This is a genomic window from Brevundimonas poindexterae (assembly GCF_020524625.1).
Classification (GTDB): domain Bacteria; phylum Pseudomonadota; class Alphaproteobacteria; order Caulobacterales; family Caulobacteraceae; genus Brevundimonas; species Brevundimonas poindexterae_A.
Genome location: NZ_JAIVLL010000002.1, coordinates 275,484 through 291,935 on the forward strand (window position 1 = coordinate 275,484; position 16,452 = coordinate 291,935).

At 70.1% G+C, this 16,452-nt stretch carries 19 protein-coding genes; 1 reads left to right on the forward strand and 18 read right to left on the reverse strand.

What is annotated here, in order from left to right:
* Positions 1–4 precede the first annotated feature (4 nt).
* From LC068_RS07580 to LC068_RS07630, 11 genes are all read right to left on the reverse strand, one after another.
* Positions 5–1,417 (reverse strand): sensor histidine kinase, encoded by a 1,413-nt coding sequence (locus tag LC068_RS07580; RefSeq protein WP_226635990.1) that lies wholly within the window; start codon positions 1,415–1,417, stop codon positions 5–7.
* A gap of 143 nt (positions 1,418–1,560) precedes the next feature.
* Positions 1,561–2,232 carry a response regulator transcription factor gene (locus LC068_RS07585; RefSeq protein ID WP_209120542.1) on the reverse strand — a complete coding sequence of 224 codons (672 nt, stop codon included), beginning with the start codon at positions 2,230–2,232 and terminating at the stop codon, positions 1,561–1,563.
* A 68-nt stretch (positions 2,233–2,300) separates the two neighbouring features.
* Positions 2,301–3,854: a S1C family serine protease gene (locus LC068_RS07590; RefSeq protein WP_226635993.1), complete on the reverse strand. Its 1,554-nt coding sequence runs from the start codon at positions 3,852–3,854 to the stop codon at positions 2,301–2,303.
* Positions 3,855–3,972: 118 nt separating this feature from the next.
* Complete coding sequence (locus LC068_RS07595) at positions 3,973–4,491, reverse strand: cytochrome c-type biogenesis protein (protein ID WP_226635995.1); 519 nt, start codon at positions 4,489–4,491, stop codon at positions 3,973–3,975.
* Positions 4,488–6,491, reverse strand: coding sequence for a heme lyase CcmF/NrfE family subunit (locus LC068_RS07600; protein WP_226635998.1), 2,004 nt, complete (start codon positions 6,489–6,491; stop codon positions 4,488–4,490). The genes LC068_RS07595 and LC068_RS07600 overlap by 4 nt, the downstream gene beginning before the upstream one ends.
* Entirely contained in the window at positions 6,488–6,958 is a 471-nt protein-coding gene (ccmE, locus tag LC068_RS07605) for a cytochrome c maturation protein CcmE (RefSeq protein ID WP_226636000.1), read from the reverse strand. The genes LC068_RS07600 and ccmE overlap by 4 nt, the downstream gene beginning before the upstream one ends.
* Positions 6,958–7,812 (reverse strand): c-type cytochrome biogenesis protein CcmI, encoded by an 855-nt coding sequence (gene ccmI / locus LC068_RS07610; protein WP_226636003.1) that lies wholly within the window; start codon positions 7,810–7,812, stop codon positions 6,958–6,960. The genes ccmE and ccmI overlap by 1 nt, the downstream gene beginning before the upstream one ends.
* 17 nt (positions 7,813–7,829) lie before the next feature.
* Positions 7,830–9,194: a hypothetical protein gene (locus LC068_RS07615; protein WP_226636004.1), complete on the reverse strand. Its 1,365-nt coding sequence runs from the start codon at positions 9,192–9,194 to the stop codon at positions 7,830–7,832.
* Between the two features lie 88 nt (positions 9,195–9,282).
* Positions 9,283–10,596: a sensor histidine kinase gene (locus LC068_RS07620; RefSeq protein ID WP_264182337.1), complete on the reverse strand. Its 1,314-nt coding sequence runs from the start codon at positions 10,594–10,596 to the stop codon at positions 9,283–9,285.
* An 83-nt stretch (positions 10,597–10,679) separates the two neighbouring features.
* Positions 10,680–11,360: a response regulator transcription factor gene (locus LC068_RS07625; RefSeq protein ID WP_209120549.1), complete on the reverse strand. Its 681-nt coding sequence runs from the start codon at positions 11,358–11,360 to the stop codon at positions 10,680–10,682.
* A gap of 10 nt (positions 11,361–11,370) precedes the next feature.
* Entirely contained in the window at positions 11,371–11,748 is a 378-nt protein-coding gene (locus LC068_RS07630) for a hypothetical protein (protein ID WP_226636008.1), read from the reverse strand.
* Between the two features lie 258 nt (positions 11,749–12,006).
* Between LC068_RS07630 and LC068_RS07635 the strand changes: the two genes are divergently transcribed.
* Complete coding sequence (locus tag LC068_RS07635; protein ID WP_226637058.1) at positions 12,007–12,423, forward strand: hypothetical protein; 417 nt, start codon at positions 12,007–12,009, stop codon at positions 12,421–12,423.
* A gap of 151 nt (positions 12,424–12,574) precedes the next feature.
* Here the strand turns inward: LC068_RS07635 and LC068_RS07640 are convergent, their stop codons facing one another.
* From LC068_RS07640 to LC068_RS07670, 7 genes are all read right to left on the reverse strand, one after another.
* Positions 12,575–13,018 carry a hypothetical protein gene (locus LC068_RS07640; protein ID WP_226636010.1) on the reverse strand — a complete coding sequence of 148 codons (444 nt, stop codon included), beginning with the start codon at positions 13,016–13,018 and terminating at the stop codon, positions 12,575–12,577.
* Between the two features lie 32 nt (positions 13,019–13,050).
* Entirely contained in the window at positions 13,051–13,473 is a 423-nt protein-coding gene (locus tag LC068_RS07645; protein ID WP_226636012.1) for a hypothetical protein, read from the reverse strand.
* Between the two features lie 26 nt (positions 13,474–13,499).
* Positions 13,500–13,793, reverse strand: coding sequence for a hypothetical protein (locus tag LC068_RS07650; protein WP_226636014.1), 294 nt, complete (start codon positions 13,791–13,793; stop codon positions 13,500–13,502).
* Positions 13,794–13,856: 63 nt separating this feature from the next.
* Positions 13,857–14,672, reverse strand: coding sequence for a PhzF family phenazine biosynthesis protein (locus tag LC068_RS07655; protein WP_226636016.1), 816 nt, complete (start codon positions 14,670–14,672; stop codon positions 13,857–13,859).
* Complete coding sequence (locus LC068_RS07660) at positions 14,672–15,244, reverse strand: nucleotidyltransferase family protein (protein WP_226636018.1); 573 nt, start codon at positions 15,242–15,244, stop codon at positions 14,672–14,674. Before LC068_RS07660 ends, LC068_RS07655 begins: the two co-directional genes overlap by 1 nt.
* Positions 15,241–16,065, reverse strand: a complete 825-nt coding sequence (thiD, locus tag LC068_RS07665; RefSeq protein WP_226636020.1) for a bifunctional hydroxymethylpyrimidine kinase/phosphomethylpyrimidine kinase — start codon at positions 16,063–16,065, stop codon at positions 15,241–15,243. Before thiD ends, LC068_RS07660 begins: the two co-directional genes overlap by 4 nt.
* On the reverse strand, positions 16,062–16,418 hold the full coding sequence (locus LC068_RS07670) for a DMT family transporter (protein ID WP_319002481.1): 357 nt from the start codon (positions 16,416–16,418) through the stop codon (positions 16,062–16,064). The genes thiD and LC068_RS07670 overlap by 4 nt, the downstream gene beginning before the upstream one ends.
* Positions 16,419–16,452 lie beyond the last annotated feature (34 nt).

Genomic DNA, 16,452 nt, shown 5'->3' on the forward strand with positions numbered 1-16,452 from the left:
GCCGTCACGGCGCCGCGGCCAGAACCAGCGCCACCCTCAGGCCGGGGCCGGAGCCATTGAACACGCCCGGGCCTTCATCCAGCTGGATGCGCCCGCCGTGCGCTTCCATGACCGCCCCGACCAGCGCCAGCCCCAGTCCCGATCCCGGCTCGGTCCGGCTGTTGTCCAGACGCACGAAGCGCTCGATCACCCGGCCCCGGTCCGCCTCGGGCACGCCCGGCCCGGTGTCGGTCACGGAAAACTCGATCTCGCCCGACGACCGCCGGCGCGCCCGCAGTTTCACCGCCCCGCCCTCGGGCGTGTATTTGATGGCATTGTCGATGATGTTGGCCAGCGCCTGGGTCAGGAAGGGCCGGTTGCCGACGATGTTCAGCCCGCGCTCGATCTCGGCCGAGAACTCCAGCCCCTTGTCCTCACCCGCCGGCTCGTACAGCTCGGCCAGGTCGGCGGCCAGGTCGGCCGCATCGAACAGCTTGGCGTCGGGGATGTTGCCCGATCCGGCCGCGGCCTGCAGGCGGGCGATGGCCAGCACGGTGTTGAACGTCTTGAGCAGGTCGTCGGCCTCGGACAGGGCCAGCTCCAGCGCCTCGGTGCCGCTGACCTTGCCGGCCTCGGCGTCGATCAGCGCCACTTCCAGCTTGGCCCGCATGCGGGTCAGCGGCGAGCGCAGGTCGTGGGCGATGGCGTCACCCGCATGCCGGATCGAGGCCATGGAGGCTTCCAGCCGGTCCAGCATGCCGTTCATCCCTTGGCCCAGTTCGTCCAGTTCGTCGCCCGATCCGCGCACCGGCACCCGCGCCTTCAGATCGCCGCCCTGCACCGCCAGCACGACCCGGTTCAGCCGGCCCATGGCCCGCTCCAGATTGCGGCTGACCAGCAGCCCGCCGATCAGGCCCAGCATCACGACGATGCCCATCGCCCCCCACAGGGCCTGGGTCAGCCGCCCCAGATAGGCTTCGGTATCGCCCAGCGACTGGCCGACGAACAGCTGCTCGCCGCCGCGCAGGGTCATCTGCACACCGCGTGACTGCGGCCGCACCACCCGCCCGTCGGGCAAAGTGTCGGTCATGGGAAAGGTGTGCCAGACAGTGCCGCCCTCATAGTCCTGGATGGGCGAGACATTGAGGCTGCCGGTCACCCGGTTCCCCTCGGCGTCGATCAGCAGATACAGGAAGTTGTCGCGGCTCAGCGTCCGGTCGATGACCGCCATGTTCAGGGCGTCAAAGCCCCGCGCATCATAGATGCCGGTCAGGGTGGTGACCTCGGCGCGCACCGCCTCCTCGGCCCTCAGTCGCGCCTCATTGGCCGAGGCGACATAGACCCACGCCAGCACCGCCGCCGCCGCCGTCGCGAACAGGGCCAGAAACAGCAGCGTCAACCGGAAGGGCGTCCGCCGGAAGAGGGAGGGGAGACGCATCCTAGGCTCCTCCCCCGTTCTTCACGGGGGAGGGGGACCACGAAGTGGTGGAGGGGGCGGCCATGGCGTCGGCGTCTGGGGTCACCCCCTCCACCGCCGTGCCGGCGGTCCCCCTCCCCCGCCTTGCGGGGGAGGAGCTCACGTCACGCCTCCAGCCGGTATCCCGCGCCGCGCACGGTCTGCAGCATGGCCTTGTCAAAGCCCTTGTCGATCTTGGAGCGCAGGCGGCTGATGTGCACGTCGATGACGTTCGTCTGGGGGTCGAAATGATACTCCCAGACCTTCTCCAGCAGCATGGTGCGGGTCACCGACTGGCCGGCGTGGCGCATCATGAACTCCAGCAGCTGGAACTCGCGCGGCTGCAGGTCGATCTCCTGGCCAGCGCGGTGCACCTCGCGGCTGATCAGGTTCATCTCCAGATCACCGACCTTGAGCACGGTCGCCACCGAGCCGGTCTCGCGACGGCGCGACAGGGCCTCGACCCGCGCGATCAGTTCGGCAAAGGCATAGGGTTTGACCAGATAGTCGTCGGCCCCGGCCTGCAGGCCCGTCACCCGGTCCTCGACCTCGCCCAGCGCCGACAGGAACAGCACAGGGGTCTGGTCGCCGTTCTTGCGCACCGTCTCGACCATGCCCACGCCGTCGAGGCGCGGCATCATCCGGTCGACCACATAGACGTCATAGCCGCCCTTCTGGGCCTCCAGCAGGCCAAAGGCACCGTCCACGGCGTGGACCACCTCATGGCCGGCCTCGGTCAGGCCCCGGACCATGGCCGTCGCCGCTTCGGCGTCGTCCTCGACCACCAGAATGCGCATCGCCCTCTCCCTTCCTTCCCGCCCCTGCGGGATTCGTCCTCGATGATAGCCGATCCCGGCCGGTTTCCTTACTGCGTTGTGGCCGGAGCCCGCGGTCGCGCCGCCGACGCCCGCGCCGGGACGTCCATCAGCAGCGCCCCGTTTCCGCCCGCCGACCAGACCAGCAGGAAGATTTCGTCCCGCCTGGCCTCGCGCGCCCGGGCCAGTTCCGCCTCGACGTCAGCCAGGGCGCGGGCCGGCTTCAGACCGCTCTGCATGACGACCATGCCGGGCACCAGCAAGCTGTCCCCGATCCGGCCGTTCGCCACGATCACCAGTCCGTCGACGCCGGCCGGGATATCGTACTTGCGCCGCAGGTCCGGGGACATGGGGGCCAGCGTCAGGGCCCCGATCCGCACGCCCTCGCTGGGGGCACCCGCCGGGCGCTGCGGAGCCGGCGCATTCAGTTCCTCAAGCGACGGACGCTTGGCCGCCTTCACCCGGGCAACCAGACGCCGCTCGCCGCGCAGGACCACGACCTCCAGCATATCATTGACCGCCGCGGCGCCGACCCGACGGGTCAGATCGGTCGCGTCGACCACGGGCAGCTCGTCCATCTCGATGACGATGTCGCCGGGGCGCAGGCCTCCGCGCGCCGCAGGACCGCCGGGGGTCACCTCGATGACCATGGCGCCCTGCATGCCCGCGTCCAGGCCCAGGGCCTCGCGATAGGGTTCCAGATCGGCGATCTGGACGCCCAGATAGCCGCGCTCGATCTGCTCGCCGCGCATGAGCCGGTCGGTGATGGCCTTGGCGGTCTCGGCGGGAATGGCAAAGCCGATGCCGATCGACCCGCCGGTCGGCGAGAAGATGGCCGTGTTCACGCCGATCACCCGCCCGTAGATGTCAAAGGTCGGCCCGCCGGAATTGCCCCGGTTGATGGCCGCGTCGATCTGGATGTAGTCGATATAGTTGCTGGAGGCATCGCGCAGGTCGCGCGACTTGGCCGAGACGATGCCCGCCGTGGCCGTCCCGCCCAGTCCGAACGGATTGCCGACCGCGATCACCCAGTCGCCGACGCGCGGCTCGGCCGATTCCTCGAAGCTGACATAGGGATAGTTGCCGCCCTCGACCTTGATCACGGCCAGGTCGGTGCTCTCGTCGCGCCCCACCAGACGCGCGGGCAGGACCCGGTTGTTGGCCAGCCGGACGGTGATCTCCTCGGCATTGGCGATCACATGGTTGTTGGTGACGATGTAGCCGTCGGGCGAGATGAAGAAGCCCGAGCCCGCGCCCATGGCGGTCTCGCCCTCCTCGTCGCCCCCCTCGCCCTCGGGCACCTGGAAGTCGAACGGCAGGCCGGGAATCTGCATCCCGTTGGTGGCGGGCCGGGCGATGCGCGTCTTCACATCGATCTGCACCACTGCGGGCGCCACCTGGTTGAAGATGTCGGCGAAGCTGACCGGGGCGCCGGGCGGCGGACCGAAGGCGGCACCGGGCGCACCGGCGGACGGCGTGATCGGTCCGTTGACCGACAGCAGGCTGCCTTCCATGCCGGGCCAGCGAATCAGCCCGCCCGCCGTGGCGATGACCGCCACCAGCAGGCCGGCAGCCGCACCGATGATGAACTCCTTGCGCTTCAACGTCCGCTTCCTGTTCGATCTTGCGCCGCGCCCGAAGGGGACCGGCATGTCCTTGACGATATAGGGCCTTGGGCCGGATCACCAATCGCTGCGACGCAACAGGGACAGGTGGTGTCGGCTATCCTTGGGTTTTCGGCGGCGAAGTTGCGTCATCTTCGGGGCCGGACGTTGCAGCCTTGAGAAGGTCCTGCACCGCAAGACGTTCAGACTCCGTCAATTCCGCCGGCCCCTCGGCCACCGGCCTGCGGCGCCCGATCCAGACCAGCACTACCCCGCCGCCCAGCACCAGAACCAGCGGCAGCCCCCACAGCAGCAGGGTCCCGGCCCGCAGCGGCGGCGTGAACAGCACATAGTCGCCGTATCGCGCCACCAGCCCCTCGCGGATCTCGGCATCGCTCTCGCCCGCAGCAATCCGGTCGCGCACCCAGCGGCGCATGTCCGAGGCCACGCCCGCGGGCGAGTCGGCGATCGACTCGTGCTGGCAGACCACGCACCGGATCTCGTTGAACAGGGCCTGGGCGCGGGCCTCCTGCTCCGGGCGGGCCAGCGGCTGGTCCGGCGTCGGCGGGGGCTCCTGCGCGAGCGCCCCCCCGGACAGGCCGACCATCATCAGCAGCGTCAGGATCAGGCGCCTCATGCCACCCCCCGGCGCCGCGCCACATCCGCGGTCCGCAGGCGGCGATCCATCAGTGACAGTAGCCCGCCCAGCGCCATCAGCGCCGGTCCGAGGAAGATCAGCCGCGCCCACGGATTCCAGTGCATGCGCACCGTCCACGCCCGGCCCCCGCTCTCACCGGCCCGCCGTTCGCCCAGCACCAGATAGACATCGTCCAGACCGTGGAAGCTCAGCCCCACCTCGGTCGTGGTCTGCCCGCCCGCGGGGAAGAAGCGTCGCTCGGCCCGCACCATTTCCGGGCGTCCGCCACCCAGCGGCTCGACATCCAGCGTGGCGCGCTCGGCCAGATAGTTCGGCCCCTCGACGATCTCGACCGCCCGCAGCGTGGCCTGATACGGACCGGCCGCCACCATCTGGCCGATCTCGAGTGGACGGGCCGCCTCGACCTTCAGCCCGGTCTCAACCACCGCGCCCAGCACAAACAGCCCCAGCCCCGCATGGGCCGCCGTCATGCCCCAGGCCGCCAGCGGCAGGGCCTGCACCCTCCGGCCCAGCTCGCCCGCCGTTCGCTTGCCGAACAGGCGCACACGCTCGGCCAGCTCGGCCAGCGCCCCCAGCACCAGCCACGCCCCCAGCGCCAGACCGGCCCCGGTCAGCGCCTGACGGGGCTGGAACAGGGCCCAGATCACGACCGCGAACACCAGCGACAGACCCGCTGCCCAGGCCAGCCTCTGCAGCGCCCCGACCGCGTCCCCCCGCTTCCACGCCAAGAGCGGCCCCATGGGCAGGATCAGCAGGGCTACGGCCATCAGCGGGGTGAAGGTCACGGCGAAATAGGGAGGGCCGACCGAGATGGTCGCCCCGCCCGCCGCCTCGAGGATCAGCGGATAGAGCGTCCCGACCAGCACGGTCGCGGCGGCCACCGACAGGAACAGATTGTTGAGCACCAGCGCGCCCTCGCGGCTGATCGGGGCAAACAGGGCCTTGCCCGTCAGCTGCCCGGCCCGGAGCGCGAACAGGGCAAAGGCCGCCCCCGCCGTCAGGCCAAGGATGCCCAGCAGCATCAGCCCCCGCTCGGGGTCGACGGCAAAGGCATGCACGCTGGTCAACACGCCCGAGCGCACCAGGAAAGCCCCCAGCATCGACAGGGTGAAGGCCACCAGCGCCAGAAAGACTGTCCAGCCGATCAGCGCCCCGCGCCGCTCGGTCACGACCGCGCTGTGCAACAGGGCCGCGGCGGCCAGCCAGGGCATGAAGCTGGCGTTCTCGACAGGGTCCCAGAACCACCAGCCGCCCCAGCCCAGTTCGTAATAGGCCCAGAAACTGCCCAGCGTGATGCCGGCGGTCAGCAGGGCCCAGCTGGCCAGCGCCCACGGCCGGATCCAGCGTCCCCAGGCGGGCCAGAACCCCGCCCCCGGCCGCCCCTCGATCAGGGCCGCAACCGCCAGCGAGAAACACACCGACAGGCCGACATAGCCGCCGTAGAGCAGCGGCGGGTGGAAGGCGAGCGCCGGGTCCTGCAACAGCGGGTTCAGCGACGCCCCCTCGACCGGCACCGGATCCATGCGACCGAACGGGCTGGAGGTGAACAGCACAAAGGCCAGGAACAGGGCGCCCAGCCCGCCCTGCACGGCCACGGCCACGGCCTTGAGCCCGAACGGCAGCCCCCCGGCCCCCGTGCGGGCCCGCGCCAGCATCGCGCCGAAGCCCGTCAGCACCAGACACCACAGCAGCAGCGAGCCCTCGTGGCTGCCCCAAGCGCCGGCCACCTTGTAGAGCATCGGCTTGTCCGTGTGGCTGTTGGAGGCCACGTTCGACACCGAGAAGTCCGAGACCACAAAGGCCCAGATCAGCACCAGAAAGGCCAGCACCACGGCCAGACAGGCGGCCAGCGCGGCGCCCTCTCCGGCCCCCGCCAGAACGGGGCTGGCGCGCATCCGTCCGGCAACCGACAGACCGGCCTGCAGCACGCTGAGCGCCAGGGCGAGGCACAGGGCAAAGGCCCCCAGTTCGACGATCACGGCTGGGCCTCGCCGCTCTCGGGGCGCCACTCGCCGCGTTCCTTCAGCCGTTCGGCGACCTCGCGCGGCATATAGGTCTCGTCATGCTTGGCCAGCACCTGCCGGGCGACAAAGGTCCGGTCCGCGCGGAACTCACCCTCGACCACCACGCCCTGCTCTTCCTTGAACAGGTCGGGCAGGTCGCCCTGATAGACGACGGGCGTCGAGGCGGCATTGTCGGTCACGCGAAAGCGCACCCGGCCGCCGTCCTCGCGGACCACACTGCCGGCCTCGACCAGTCCGCCCAGACGCATGGCCCGGCCGGGGGGCGCAGCCTCGACCGTGGCCTCGGACGGCGAGACGAAAAAGGTCACCGTGTCCTGCATGGCCCACAGGCTCAGACCCACGGCCAGCGCCAGCACGGGCGCCACGGCCATCAGCACCCACATGCGGCGGCGCGCCTTCGGCGATTTCGGCATCCAGCCCATCAGCCAGCCCCTCCGGCCCGGGCCGGCAGTCGCGACTCCAGATCGACGCGGCGCGGATCGGCGGGCGACAGGGCCGCGATCAGCGGGCCCCACATCTCATGCACCCGGGCGGCGTCCCCGCGCTCAAGCGCCAGCTCGCCGAGGAAATAGCGGGCGCCCAGCTGGTTCGGGTCCAGCTCCAGTGCCCGGGTAAAGGCCATCTCCGCGTCCTCGCCGACCTCGCCGTCCTGGGTCCGCACCAGCGCCTCGCCCAGCCGGGCCCAGGTCTGGGCATCCTCGGGCTTGAGGGCCGCGGCCCGACGCAGGGCCTGGGCCGCGCCAATCGAATCCCCGGCCTCGAACCGGGCCGCGCCCAGCAGGGCCTGGGCCTCGAAACTGTCGGGGCGGGCCTCGGCCTCGCGCCCCATCACGGCGGCCAGACGCGGGGCGTCCAGCATGCCGGGCGTCTCCGCCCACTCGGCCACCCGCCGGGCATAGGGTTGATCGGGCACGCCGGGATTGCCTTGCCACACATAGAGGCCCAGCGCCCCCAGCACGCCCGCGGCCACCCCGCCCAGCACCCAGCCGGCATGGCGGGCCTGGGCCCGGTCATCCAGCGGCTCCGCCTGTCCGACGGCCACGGGGTCCAGATGCCGGCGCGCCACCTCGGCCCGCGCGGTCTCCAGCGCCTCCCCGGCCAGCACCCCCCGTCCCGCCATCCGGTCCAGTTCGGCCAGATCACGGGCCAGGGCGCGGCCTCGCACTGCATCCGTCGCGACGGGCAGGCCCTGCCGGCCACCGCTTCGCGCAGCGCTCAGGATCAGCAGCCCCGCCAGCGCGCAGGCCAGTCCCGTCAGGGTCCAGAAGATCAGCATGCCCGGCGTTTAGCCGATCAGGCGGCCTCGGGCGAGGCCCTGTGCGGCGGCATGGCGTGAATCGTCGCAGTGGCGCGGCGTCGCACCGTCCGGGCCGCCTCGGTCGCCTGAAGATGCGTCAGGAAGCGGGCCACGATTTCCATCAGGGCCAGGGCGCGGTCCACATCCTCGACCTCGTCCCCGTGGATCATGTCAAAGGCCTCATCGGCATGGCGGCCCAGCATCTCGATCAGGGCATCGGCCTGTCGCTTGCGATCGGACTCACAGCCGAACACCGCCGCCGCCGAGTGGACCGACCCCAGCATCCGCACCAGAACCTCGGCGGTCGCCAGCGCCTCCGAGGTCGGATCGACGGTCAGGTCCGGCACCTTGCGGGTCATCCGCCCGGCCAGGGTCGCGCGCGTCATCGGCAGGGCCGCCTCCACCGCCCGGCCGGTGCCCCGGATGGTGTCGCTCAGCCGTCTGGCCACCTTGGTGCGCGCCTCGCGCACACTCTGGCCCCAGGCGCTTCCGGGCTGCATCTCAAGCGTGACGTCCAGCTCATTGAGCGTGGCCGCGCACCAGCTGATATCCTCCAGCCGTGCGCCCGCCTCGGCACCCGCGTCGGGTCCGGGCCGGAAGGCCGCTATCCGGTCCGCGCGCACGCTGATCCCGTCGATCAGGCGTTGAATGAAGACGGCCATTTCCGTGCCGCTCAGGAAATCATCCCGACCCGCCGAGCCGTTGGTCTGGGTCACCAGTCGCAGCACCAGCGCCGCATCCCGCAGATGGGCGAACAGTATATCGATCAGGCGCGGCGCCCCGTCCTCGTGGATCTCGGCGGCATCGCGCACGGCCAGGCGCAGTTCTGCCAGACTGTCGCCGTCGGGACGCCCCAGCCAGGTCTCCAGATGATTGAGCGCCTTGCGCGCCAGATGCGCCAGATCCAGACAGCGGGCCAGCAGTGCCAGCCCCTCCTCGCGCTGGTCGGCGGCCAACCCCTCCGGCCAGACGGCCGCGGGGCGATCCCGGACGGCGGCAGCCGCGGCCAGGCACAGCCGATCGGCCACCACTGTGGCATCGGGCGCATAGCGATCCAGCCGTCCCAGAAGGTCCAGTTCGCTCTCGCGCGCCACCGCCCAGAGGCGCGGCAGGACGGAGGCCGGGAAGGTCAGGGCCTCGATACCATCCGGACGCGGACGAAACATCGGAATGAGCGGCTGCAGCGCCAGATCCCGGCGCTTCTGTTCCTGCCCGGCCTCGACCAGCATCCGCCCCAGCTCGCGCGCCTTTTCGCCCGGCCAGCTGCCGACAGCACGGCGCAGGCCGTCCAGAAGGGGCGGCGGGCACAGGGTGATCAGATGCGCCAGGGCGGCACGATGGGCGACCGACAGACCGGCCATGGGCACTCCACGCGAACAGCACGTCGCCGCACACTGGCCGGGCCAGGGTTAATAATCCGTCCACCCTGTTTCAGAGTTACAGGCGGCGTCAGCCTTCGGCGGCGGGCAGGTCCAGCACAGCCTTCAACCCGCCCATCTCGCTGCGCGACAGGGCCACCCGGCCGTTGTAGGCCCTGGTCAGATCATCGACGATCGACAGGCCCAGACCCGATCCGGGCGCATCCTCGTCCATGCGGGTGCCGCGCTTGAGGGCCGCTTCCCACTGGTCCTCGGCCAGACCCGGCCCGTCGTCCTCGACCACCACCACCATCTGGCCGAGACCCGTCCCTCCGGCGCTGACCCGCACCCGGCGCTTCGCCCATTTGCAGGCGTTCTCGATCAGATTGCCGAGAATCTCCTGCAAATCCTGACGCTCGCCCCGGAACATCAGGTCGTCGGGCGCGCGCCAGTCGATCTCGACGTCCTTCGAGGCGAACACCCGCTCCAGCATCACGGCCATCTCATCCAGCACCTCGGCCACCGGGGTACGCTCGCCCAGCCCCTGCGCCCGGGCGGCGGCGCGCGCGCGGCGCAGGTGGTGATCGACCTGGTCCTTCATGACCCGGCTCTGGCGAGTGACCACTTCGGCCAGGGGGTCGGACCTGCCCTCGGCCTCGGCCAGCATGACCGACAGGGGCGTCTTCAGCGCATGCGCCAGATTGCCGACGTGGGTCCGCTGGCGCTCCACCACCTCGGTATTGTGGTCCAGCAGGCGGTTGACCTGCTCGGCCAGCGGCTGGATTTCCAGCGGATAGGTGCGCTCGATCCGGCCCGAGCGGCCCTTCCGCACATCGGCGATTTCATTTCTCAGCAGGAACAGCGGGCGCAGGCCGATTTGCACCTGCATGAACACCGCCGCGACCAGCCCCAACCCCAGGATCAGCAGGGCGATCCAGGTGAAGGTGGCAAAGGCCCGCGTGTCCGCGTCGATGTCCGACCGGTCCATGCCTGCCATGAACACCAGCGGCCGCTCGCGCCCCGGCAGCACCTTGACGCTGGCCGCGATCCTGAGCGGCCGGTCGACCGGGCCGATGGCCGTATAGCTGAGGGTGCGCCCGCGCTCGAGGCGGGCCGGCATGTCGCGCGGGATCAGCAGGTCCTCGCCCGCCAGCGACGGCGAGCGTTCCAGGATACGCATCCCCCCCTGCCCGTCGAATTCAGCCACCACCCAGTATTTGCCCGACAGGGGGCGAAGCGTGCGCGAATCCTGAATTTCGGCGACCGACACCTGGCCGCCGACCACGGTCGTGGCCAGCACCACCTCGTCGATGGTTTCCGCCAGGGCATAGCCCATGCGGCGCAGCGCCGATTCCTGATACTGGCTGGTCAGCATCCAGCCCGTCAGCACCAGCGCCACCGCCATCCAGGCCGAGGCCAGCCAGATCAGACGCCGGGTCAGCGAGCGACCGGGGCGTCCAAACGCCCGTCCGGCCCAGACCTGCCAGTTCACGCGGCCTCGGACTCGCCCGGCAGGGCCGTCAGCCGATAGCCCAGCCCGCGCACCGTCTCGATCCGGTCGGCGCCGATCTTCTTGCGCAGCCGTCCGACGAACACCTCGATGGTGTTGGAGTCGCGGTCAAAGTCCTGGTCGTACAGGTGCTCGACCAGTTCGGTGCGGCTGATCACCCGGCCCTGATGCATCATCAGATAGTGCAGCAGCCGGTATTCCAGACTGGTCAGGCGCAGCGGCTCGCCGTTCACATTGGCCCGCGCCGCGCGCGGATCCAGCCGCAGCCCGCCGCACGACAGGGTCGCCGACGCAATGCCCGCCGACCGGCGCAGCAGCGCCCGCAGACGCGCCAGCAGCTCTTCGGTGTGGAAGGGCTTGGTCAGATAGTCATCGGCGCCTGCATCGAACCCGGCCACCTTGTCGGACCAGGCCCCGCGCGCCGTCAGGATCAGCACCGGCGTGGTCTTGCCCTCGCGGCGCCAGCGCTCCAGCACCGACACGCCGTCGACCTTGGGCAGGCCCAGGTCCAGCACGATCACATCATAGGGCTCGGTGTCGCCGAGGAAGTGCGCCTCCTCGCCGTCGGGCGCGTGGTCGACCGCATAGCCGGCATCGCCCAGCGCGGCCTTCAGCTGGCGCGACAGGTCGGCGTCATCCTCGACAAGCAGTACACGCATGGAATTCCTCTTATCTTTCGGCGTCGACGCCGATGTCGATCACGCGGCCGTCGCGCTGTTCAAAGCGGAACACGTGCTGGCCGCCGCGCATGCCCATATAGCCGACATAGCGCGCGCCGCCCGCCCGCGACTGGGCAATCCGCTGGGCCTCGGCCTCGCTGACCCGGCGCGAGCGCTGCTCACGGGGATCACCCCGGCTGTCGCGGCGCGGATCCTGGCGGCCTCGCGGGTCCTGGTCCTGCCAGATCCAGTCGGGATCTGCCGCAGCGGTGCCGGCAGGCACATCCCCGACCGGCGCCGCCATGGCGGAACCGGCCAGCATCATCACCCCCAGCACAAGGCCGGTGGCGGCACAGGTCATCAGACGGTGGGTCAGGGTGCGGGTCATGGAAGGCGTTTTGGGCCCGGGGCTCTGAACGGAGGCTGAACGGTCAGTCTAGACTTATTTCACCGTCGCGACAGCCGCCTCTCGTGAAAGTCGCCCCTTATCCCCTCGCGCGCGAGGGGCGGACGGTCATGGAGGGGAATTCATCCGCATGAACCGAACCTGAAACGGCCTGTTCAGATTGGGCTCAGCCGCGACCTGCTTTTCTGCAGTCAACGTCGCCTCACCCCGGACGACGCGTGTTGAAAGGATACGACCATGATCAAGAAGATTCTCATCCCCGCCCTGGCCCTCGCCGCCACCTCGGTCGCCCTGCCGGCCGCCGCCCAGAGCTTCAGCGTCACCGTCGGCACGCGCGCTCCGGCCTATGCCCCCGGTTACGGCTACGACCGCCACGACCGGTATGACCGCTACGAGCGTGACTGGGTGTCGATCAACCAGCGCCAGCGCCAGCTGGACCGCCGCATCGACCAGGGCATCCGCAACGGCCAGCTGACCCGCCGTGAGGCCCAGGGCCTGCGCCGCGACTTCAACCAGCTGGCCCGCCTCGAGGCGAACTATCGCCGCAACGGCCTCAGCCGCTGGGAACGCCAGGACCTCGATCGTCGTTTCGATGCCCTGGAAGCCCGCATCCGCTACGAGCGTCGCGATCGCGATCGCAACCGCGGCCGCTGGTAAGACATAAGGCGGCGCCCGCAAGGACCCGCCTCCGCAGGCCCCACCCCTCCCCTCGCACGGGGCCTGCCCCCGGGGCGCGATCCGCAAGGATCGCGCCCCTTCTTTTTGGGTAACCGGGTGCGGGATCCGAGAAGGTGGTGCGCCGGTTAGACTAATGCGACGCGCCAACCTCTTCATAGCAGAACGGCGGCCCCAGTCGCTCGATGTCCAGGGTGCGCTCGACCGTCACCTTCGACCTCCACAAACCCAGGTGGCCGGTGCCCAGCGGGTGCCGTGTCCGGCGCCCGGCGAAGCGGACGCGGAAGGCCTGTACCGGCTGACACTCAAGGCCCTCGGCCGCCAACCCCGCCTGCATGTCGCGGAGGGCGCCCGGCGGCACGGAGGGGTACTCCAGCCAGTCTGTCGTCTCGTAGTCGGGACGAACCGTCGGCACTGCGGTGGCGCCCACGACGAAGCTTGAGCCTTCGAACTCGTAAAGCCAGACGCCCGAGAACTCCCGCTGGCCTTCCGGGAGGCCGATGCCGGAACACCCCGACAGCGTGATCATCACCGCGACCCCAACGATCCGGCGGACGAACGTGCGTGAGCTCACCATGATTGCACCTCCTCGACGATCCGGCGCACCGCTCAGCGCATCAGCGTCCGCGCCAGCCAGAATAGCAGGATGGCGGTCACGAGACCCAGCGACCAGAACTTGTAGACACGACCTGACAGCTCCACGTCTTCGGGCATCCTTGCACGATCATCTTCCCTCACCGCCCAGGAGGGCGCCGCCAGCGGGTCCATCGCCAGGTCCCCCTCGAGCACCGTCAGCGAAGACACCGCATATTGCTGGACCCAGGGCGCGTCCTTCGGCTGTCCCGGCGGGATCGCGTCGCCGAACAAGGCGACGTAGCAGTCATAGCCCTCGATCTCGTGATCCCACCAGCAGTGGACCACCACCCCGTCGTCGTAGGCTGGTTCCCCTTCAGAACCCGCATCCGCTTCATAGGTCAGCCGCACCCGCGTGCCGGGTTTCAGGTACCGATCCCCTGGTGCTCGCTCGCTCATTCCAGCCCCTGCCTCAGACCCGTCGATCACCCGCCCTGACGAATCCACAGTGCCAGCAGCCCCATGCAGAACAGTCCGGCAAGACAGGCCAGATTTTTCAGCCATGATCCATTCTTGCGAAGATTGAAGGCGTACAGGCCTGCCCACACCATGATGGACTGGAATCCGACAACGAACGCGCCGAGCCAGAACGGTGGCTCCTCAAGGTCCGAACCCATCAAAACCCAGATGGAAACAAGGACTGCGGCAATGAGAAAGCCGGGCCACGTCGGTCGTTTCCGATAAGGTCGTTGCCCATAGGTCAGTTGTTTCTCCGCCATTTTACCCCTCCCGCAAACAGCGCCTGAACTTTATCCGAGCCCGGCCGCAAATCTACTGCCCTCCTAAACCCTCAACCGGCTCTCCACCGTCGTCACCGCCTGTCCCGTCAGGATCACCCGGTCGCCGCGCATCTCGGTGGTGATGGCGCCGCCGCGGGTGGGGAAGGCCTGGAAGAAGTCGACGCGGGCGCGGCCCAGCCGGTCGGTCCAGAGGGGGGCCAGGATGCAGTGGGCCGAGCCGGTGGCGGGGTCTTCGGGCACGCCACAGCCGGGGGCAAAGAACCGGTCGACCACGTCGTACGGGTCGCCGTCATCGGCGGGGGCGCACACGATCACCTCGCCGGGTTCTCCGGCCGGGGTGTCCAGCGCGTTGAGCGCCGCGATGTCGGGCGTCAGGCTCCGGACGGTGTCCGCATCCTTCAGCATCACCACCAGATAGCGGGCGGCCCAGACCTCGACCGGCTCGGCGCCCAGCGCCTCGGCGAGGCCCGCGACCGGCCCCGCGCGGCGCGGCGCGTCGGCGGGAAAGTCCATTTCGTAGGCGTCCTTGCCCAGCCCCCGCTTCACGATCAGCGGGCCGGATCGGGTGTCGAACGTCACCGCCTCGACGTCCAGCCCCAGTTCACCCAGCAGCACATGGGCGCTGGCGAGGGTGGCGTGGCCGCACAGATCGACCTCGCGCCCCGGGGTGAACCAGCGCAGGCCGAACCGGTCAGGCCGGTCCGTGCGCGTCAGGAAGGCCGTCTCCGACAGATTGTTCTCGCGCGCCAGCGCCTGCATCCAGGCCTCGTCGCGCCACTCCAGCTGGGGTTCGACCACACAGGCGCCGTTGCCCATGAAGGGGCGCGCGGCAAAGGCATCCACCGTCCACTGTCTCATCACCCCTGCTCCACCTTCAGTTCCGGCCAGCGGGCCACAAGCTTGTCGACCACCCGGTCCCAGTCCGCGGCCAGCGGCCGGGTCGGATTGGGGCGCAGCACCATGGCGAACATGTCGTCGAGGCCAAAGGGCGCCTCGACCGTCAGCCGGTCGTCGGGCTCCAGCCGCACACCGACGGCAAAGGCCGGGGCCACGAACCGCGACAGCGCCTCGGCGGTCGCGCTGACCGGCGGCCAGGGCTGGCCGAACTTGGCCGGAAACCATTCCGAGACGCGGCGCTGATTGCGCACCTCGACGCGGCTTCTCAGCGGCTCGTCAAAGCGCGCCGCGACCCGGCGGATCACCGCATCCTCGGCGTCCCAGCTGTAGTCCGGGTCGAAATAGCCGACGTCGAAATCCTTGATCCCGTGACCGGCCGGCCGCCCCGTCAGGTGGTTCCAGACGCTCTGATAGACCGCTCCGGAAAAGATCAGCCAGTCGTTCAACCCTTCCGCCCGCACCCCCTCCAGCACCGTCATCAGATCGGGATCGGCCCGGACGATGGCCTCAAGGCGGGTGGCCGGATCGCTCATCGGCCGCGCACCGGCCAGCCGTGGTCCAGCGGCCCGTGCCCCTGCCCCAGCCCCGGCGCCCGGCGGATCGCCTCGGCCACATAGGCCCAGGCGTTGGCGACCGCCGCCTCCATCGTCTGCCCCTGCGCCAGCCCCGCCGCGCAGGCGCTGGCCAGGGTACAGCCCGTGCCGTGGGTGTGGCGCGTCTCGACCCGCTCGCCTTCCAGCACCGTCTCGCCGTCCCGGGTCAGCAGCAGGTCCAGGACCCGCTCGCCCGGCACATGGCCGCCCTTCATCAGCACGGCGCCCGCGCCCATCGCCAGCAGGGCCTCGCCCGCCCGGCGCTGGCCGTCGAGATCGGTGACCGCGATCCCGGTCAGGGCCTCGGCTTCGGGCGCATTGGGGGTCAGGAGCTCCGCGCGCGGCACCATCCGGGTGCGCACCGCGTCGATCGCCGCATCGGCCAGCAGGGACGCCCCGCCCTTGGCCACCATCACCGGGTCAACCACGGCGGGCACGCCCGCCCCGTCCAGAATGTCGGCCACCGCCTCGACCACTTCGACACTGCCCAGCATGCCGGTCTTGATGACGTCGGTGCCGATGTCGTCCAGCACCGCCCGGGCCTGATCGCGGATCAGGCCGACCGGCAGCGGGTGGACGCCATGAACGCCCAGGGTGTTCTGCACCGTGATGGCCGTCACCGCCGTCGCGGCAAAGCCGCCCAGCATCGTCACCGCCTTGATGTCGGCCTGGATGCCCGCGCCCCCGCCCGAGTCCGACCCGGCAACTATAAGCACCCTACCGCTCGCGACGCGGTCGCTCGCTGCTTGAGGGGAGGTCATACCGTGGCTCCCGAGAACAGCTTCAGCCCGACAATGCCCGCCACGATCAGGACGATGCACACCAGCCGGATCGCGGTGGCCGGCTCGCCATAGGCCAGGATACCGATGCTGGCCGCCCCGACCGCCCCGATCCCGGTCCAGACCGCATAGGCCGTGCCGATCGGCAGCTTCTGCGTCGCCAGCCACAGGAAGGCGAAACTGGCCAGCATGGCGATCCCGACCAGCAGGCTGATGCCCGGCCGCTGCGGTCCCACATATTTGAAGCCAGAGGCCCAGCCCACTTCCAGCAGGCCCGCGATCGTCAGCGCCAGCCACGGGTTCATCTGGGTCAGCAGTCTGAGCGTCTCGGTCATGGCTCGTGAATGGCGACGACCGGGCCCGGGGGCA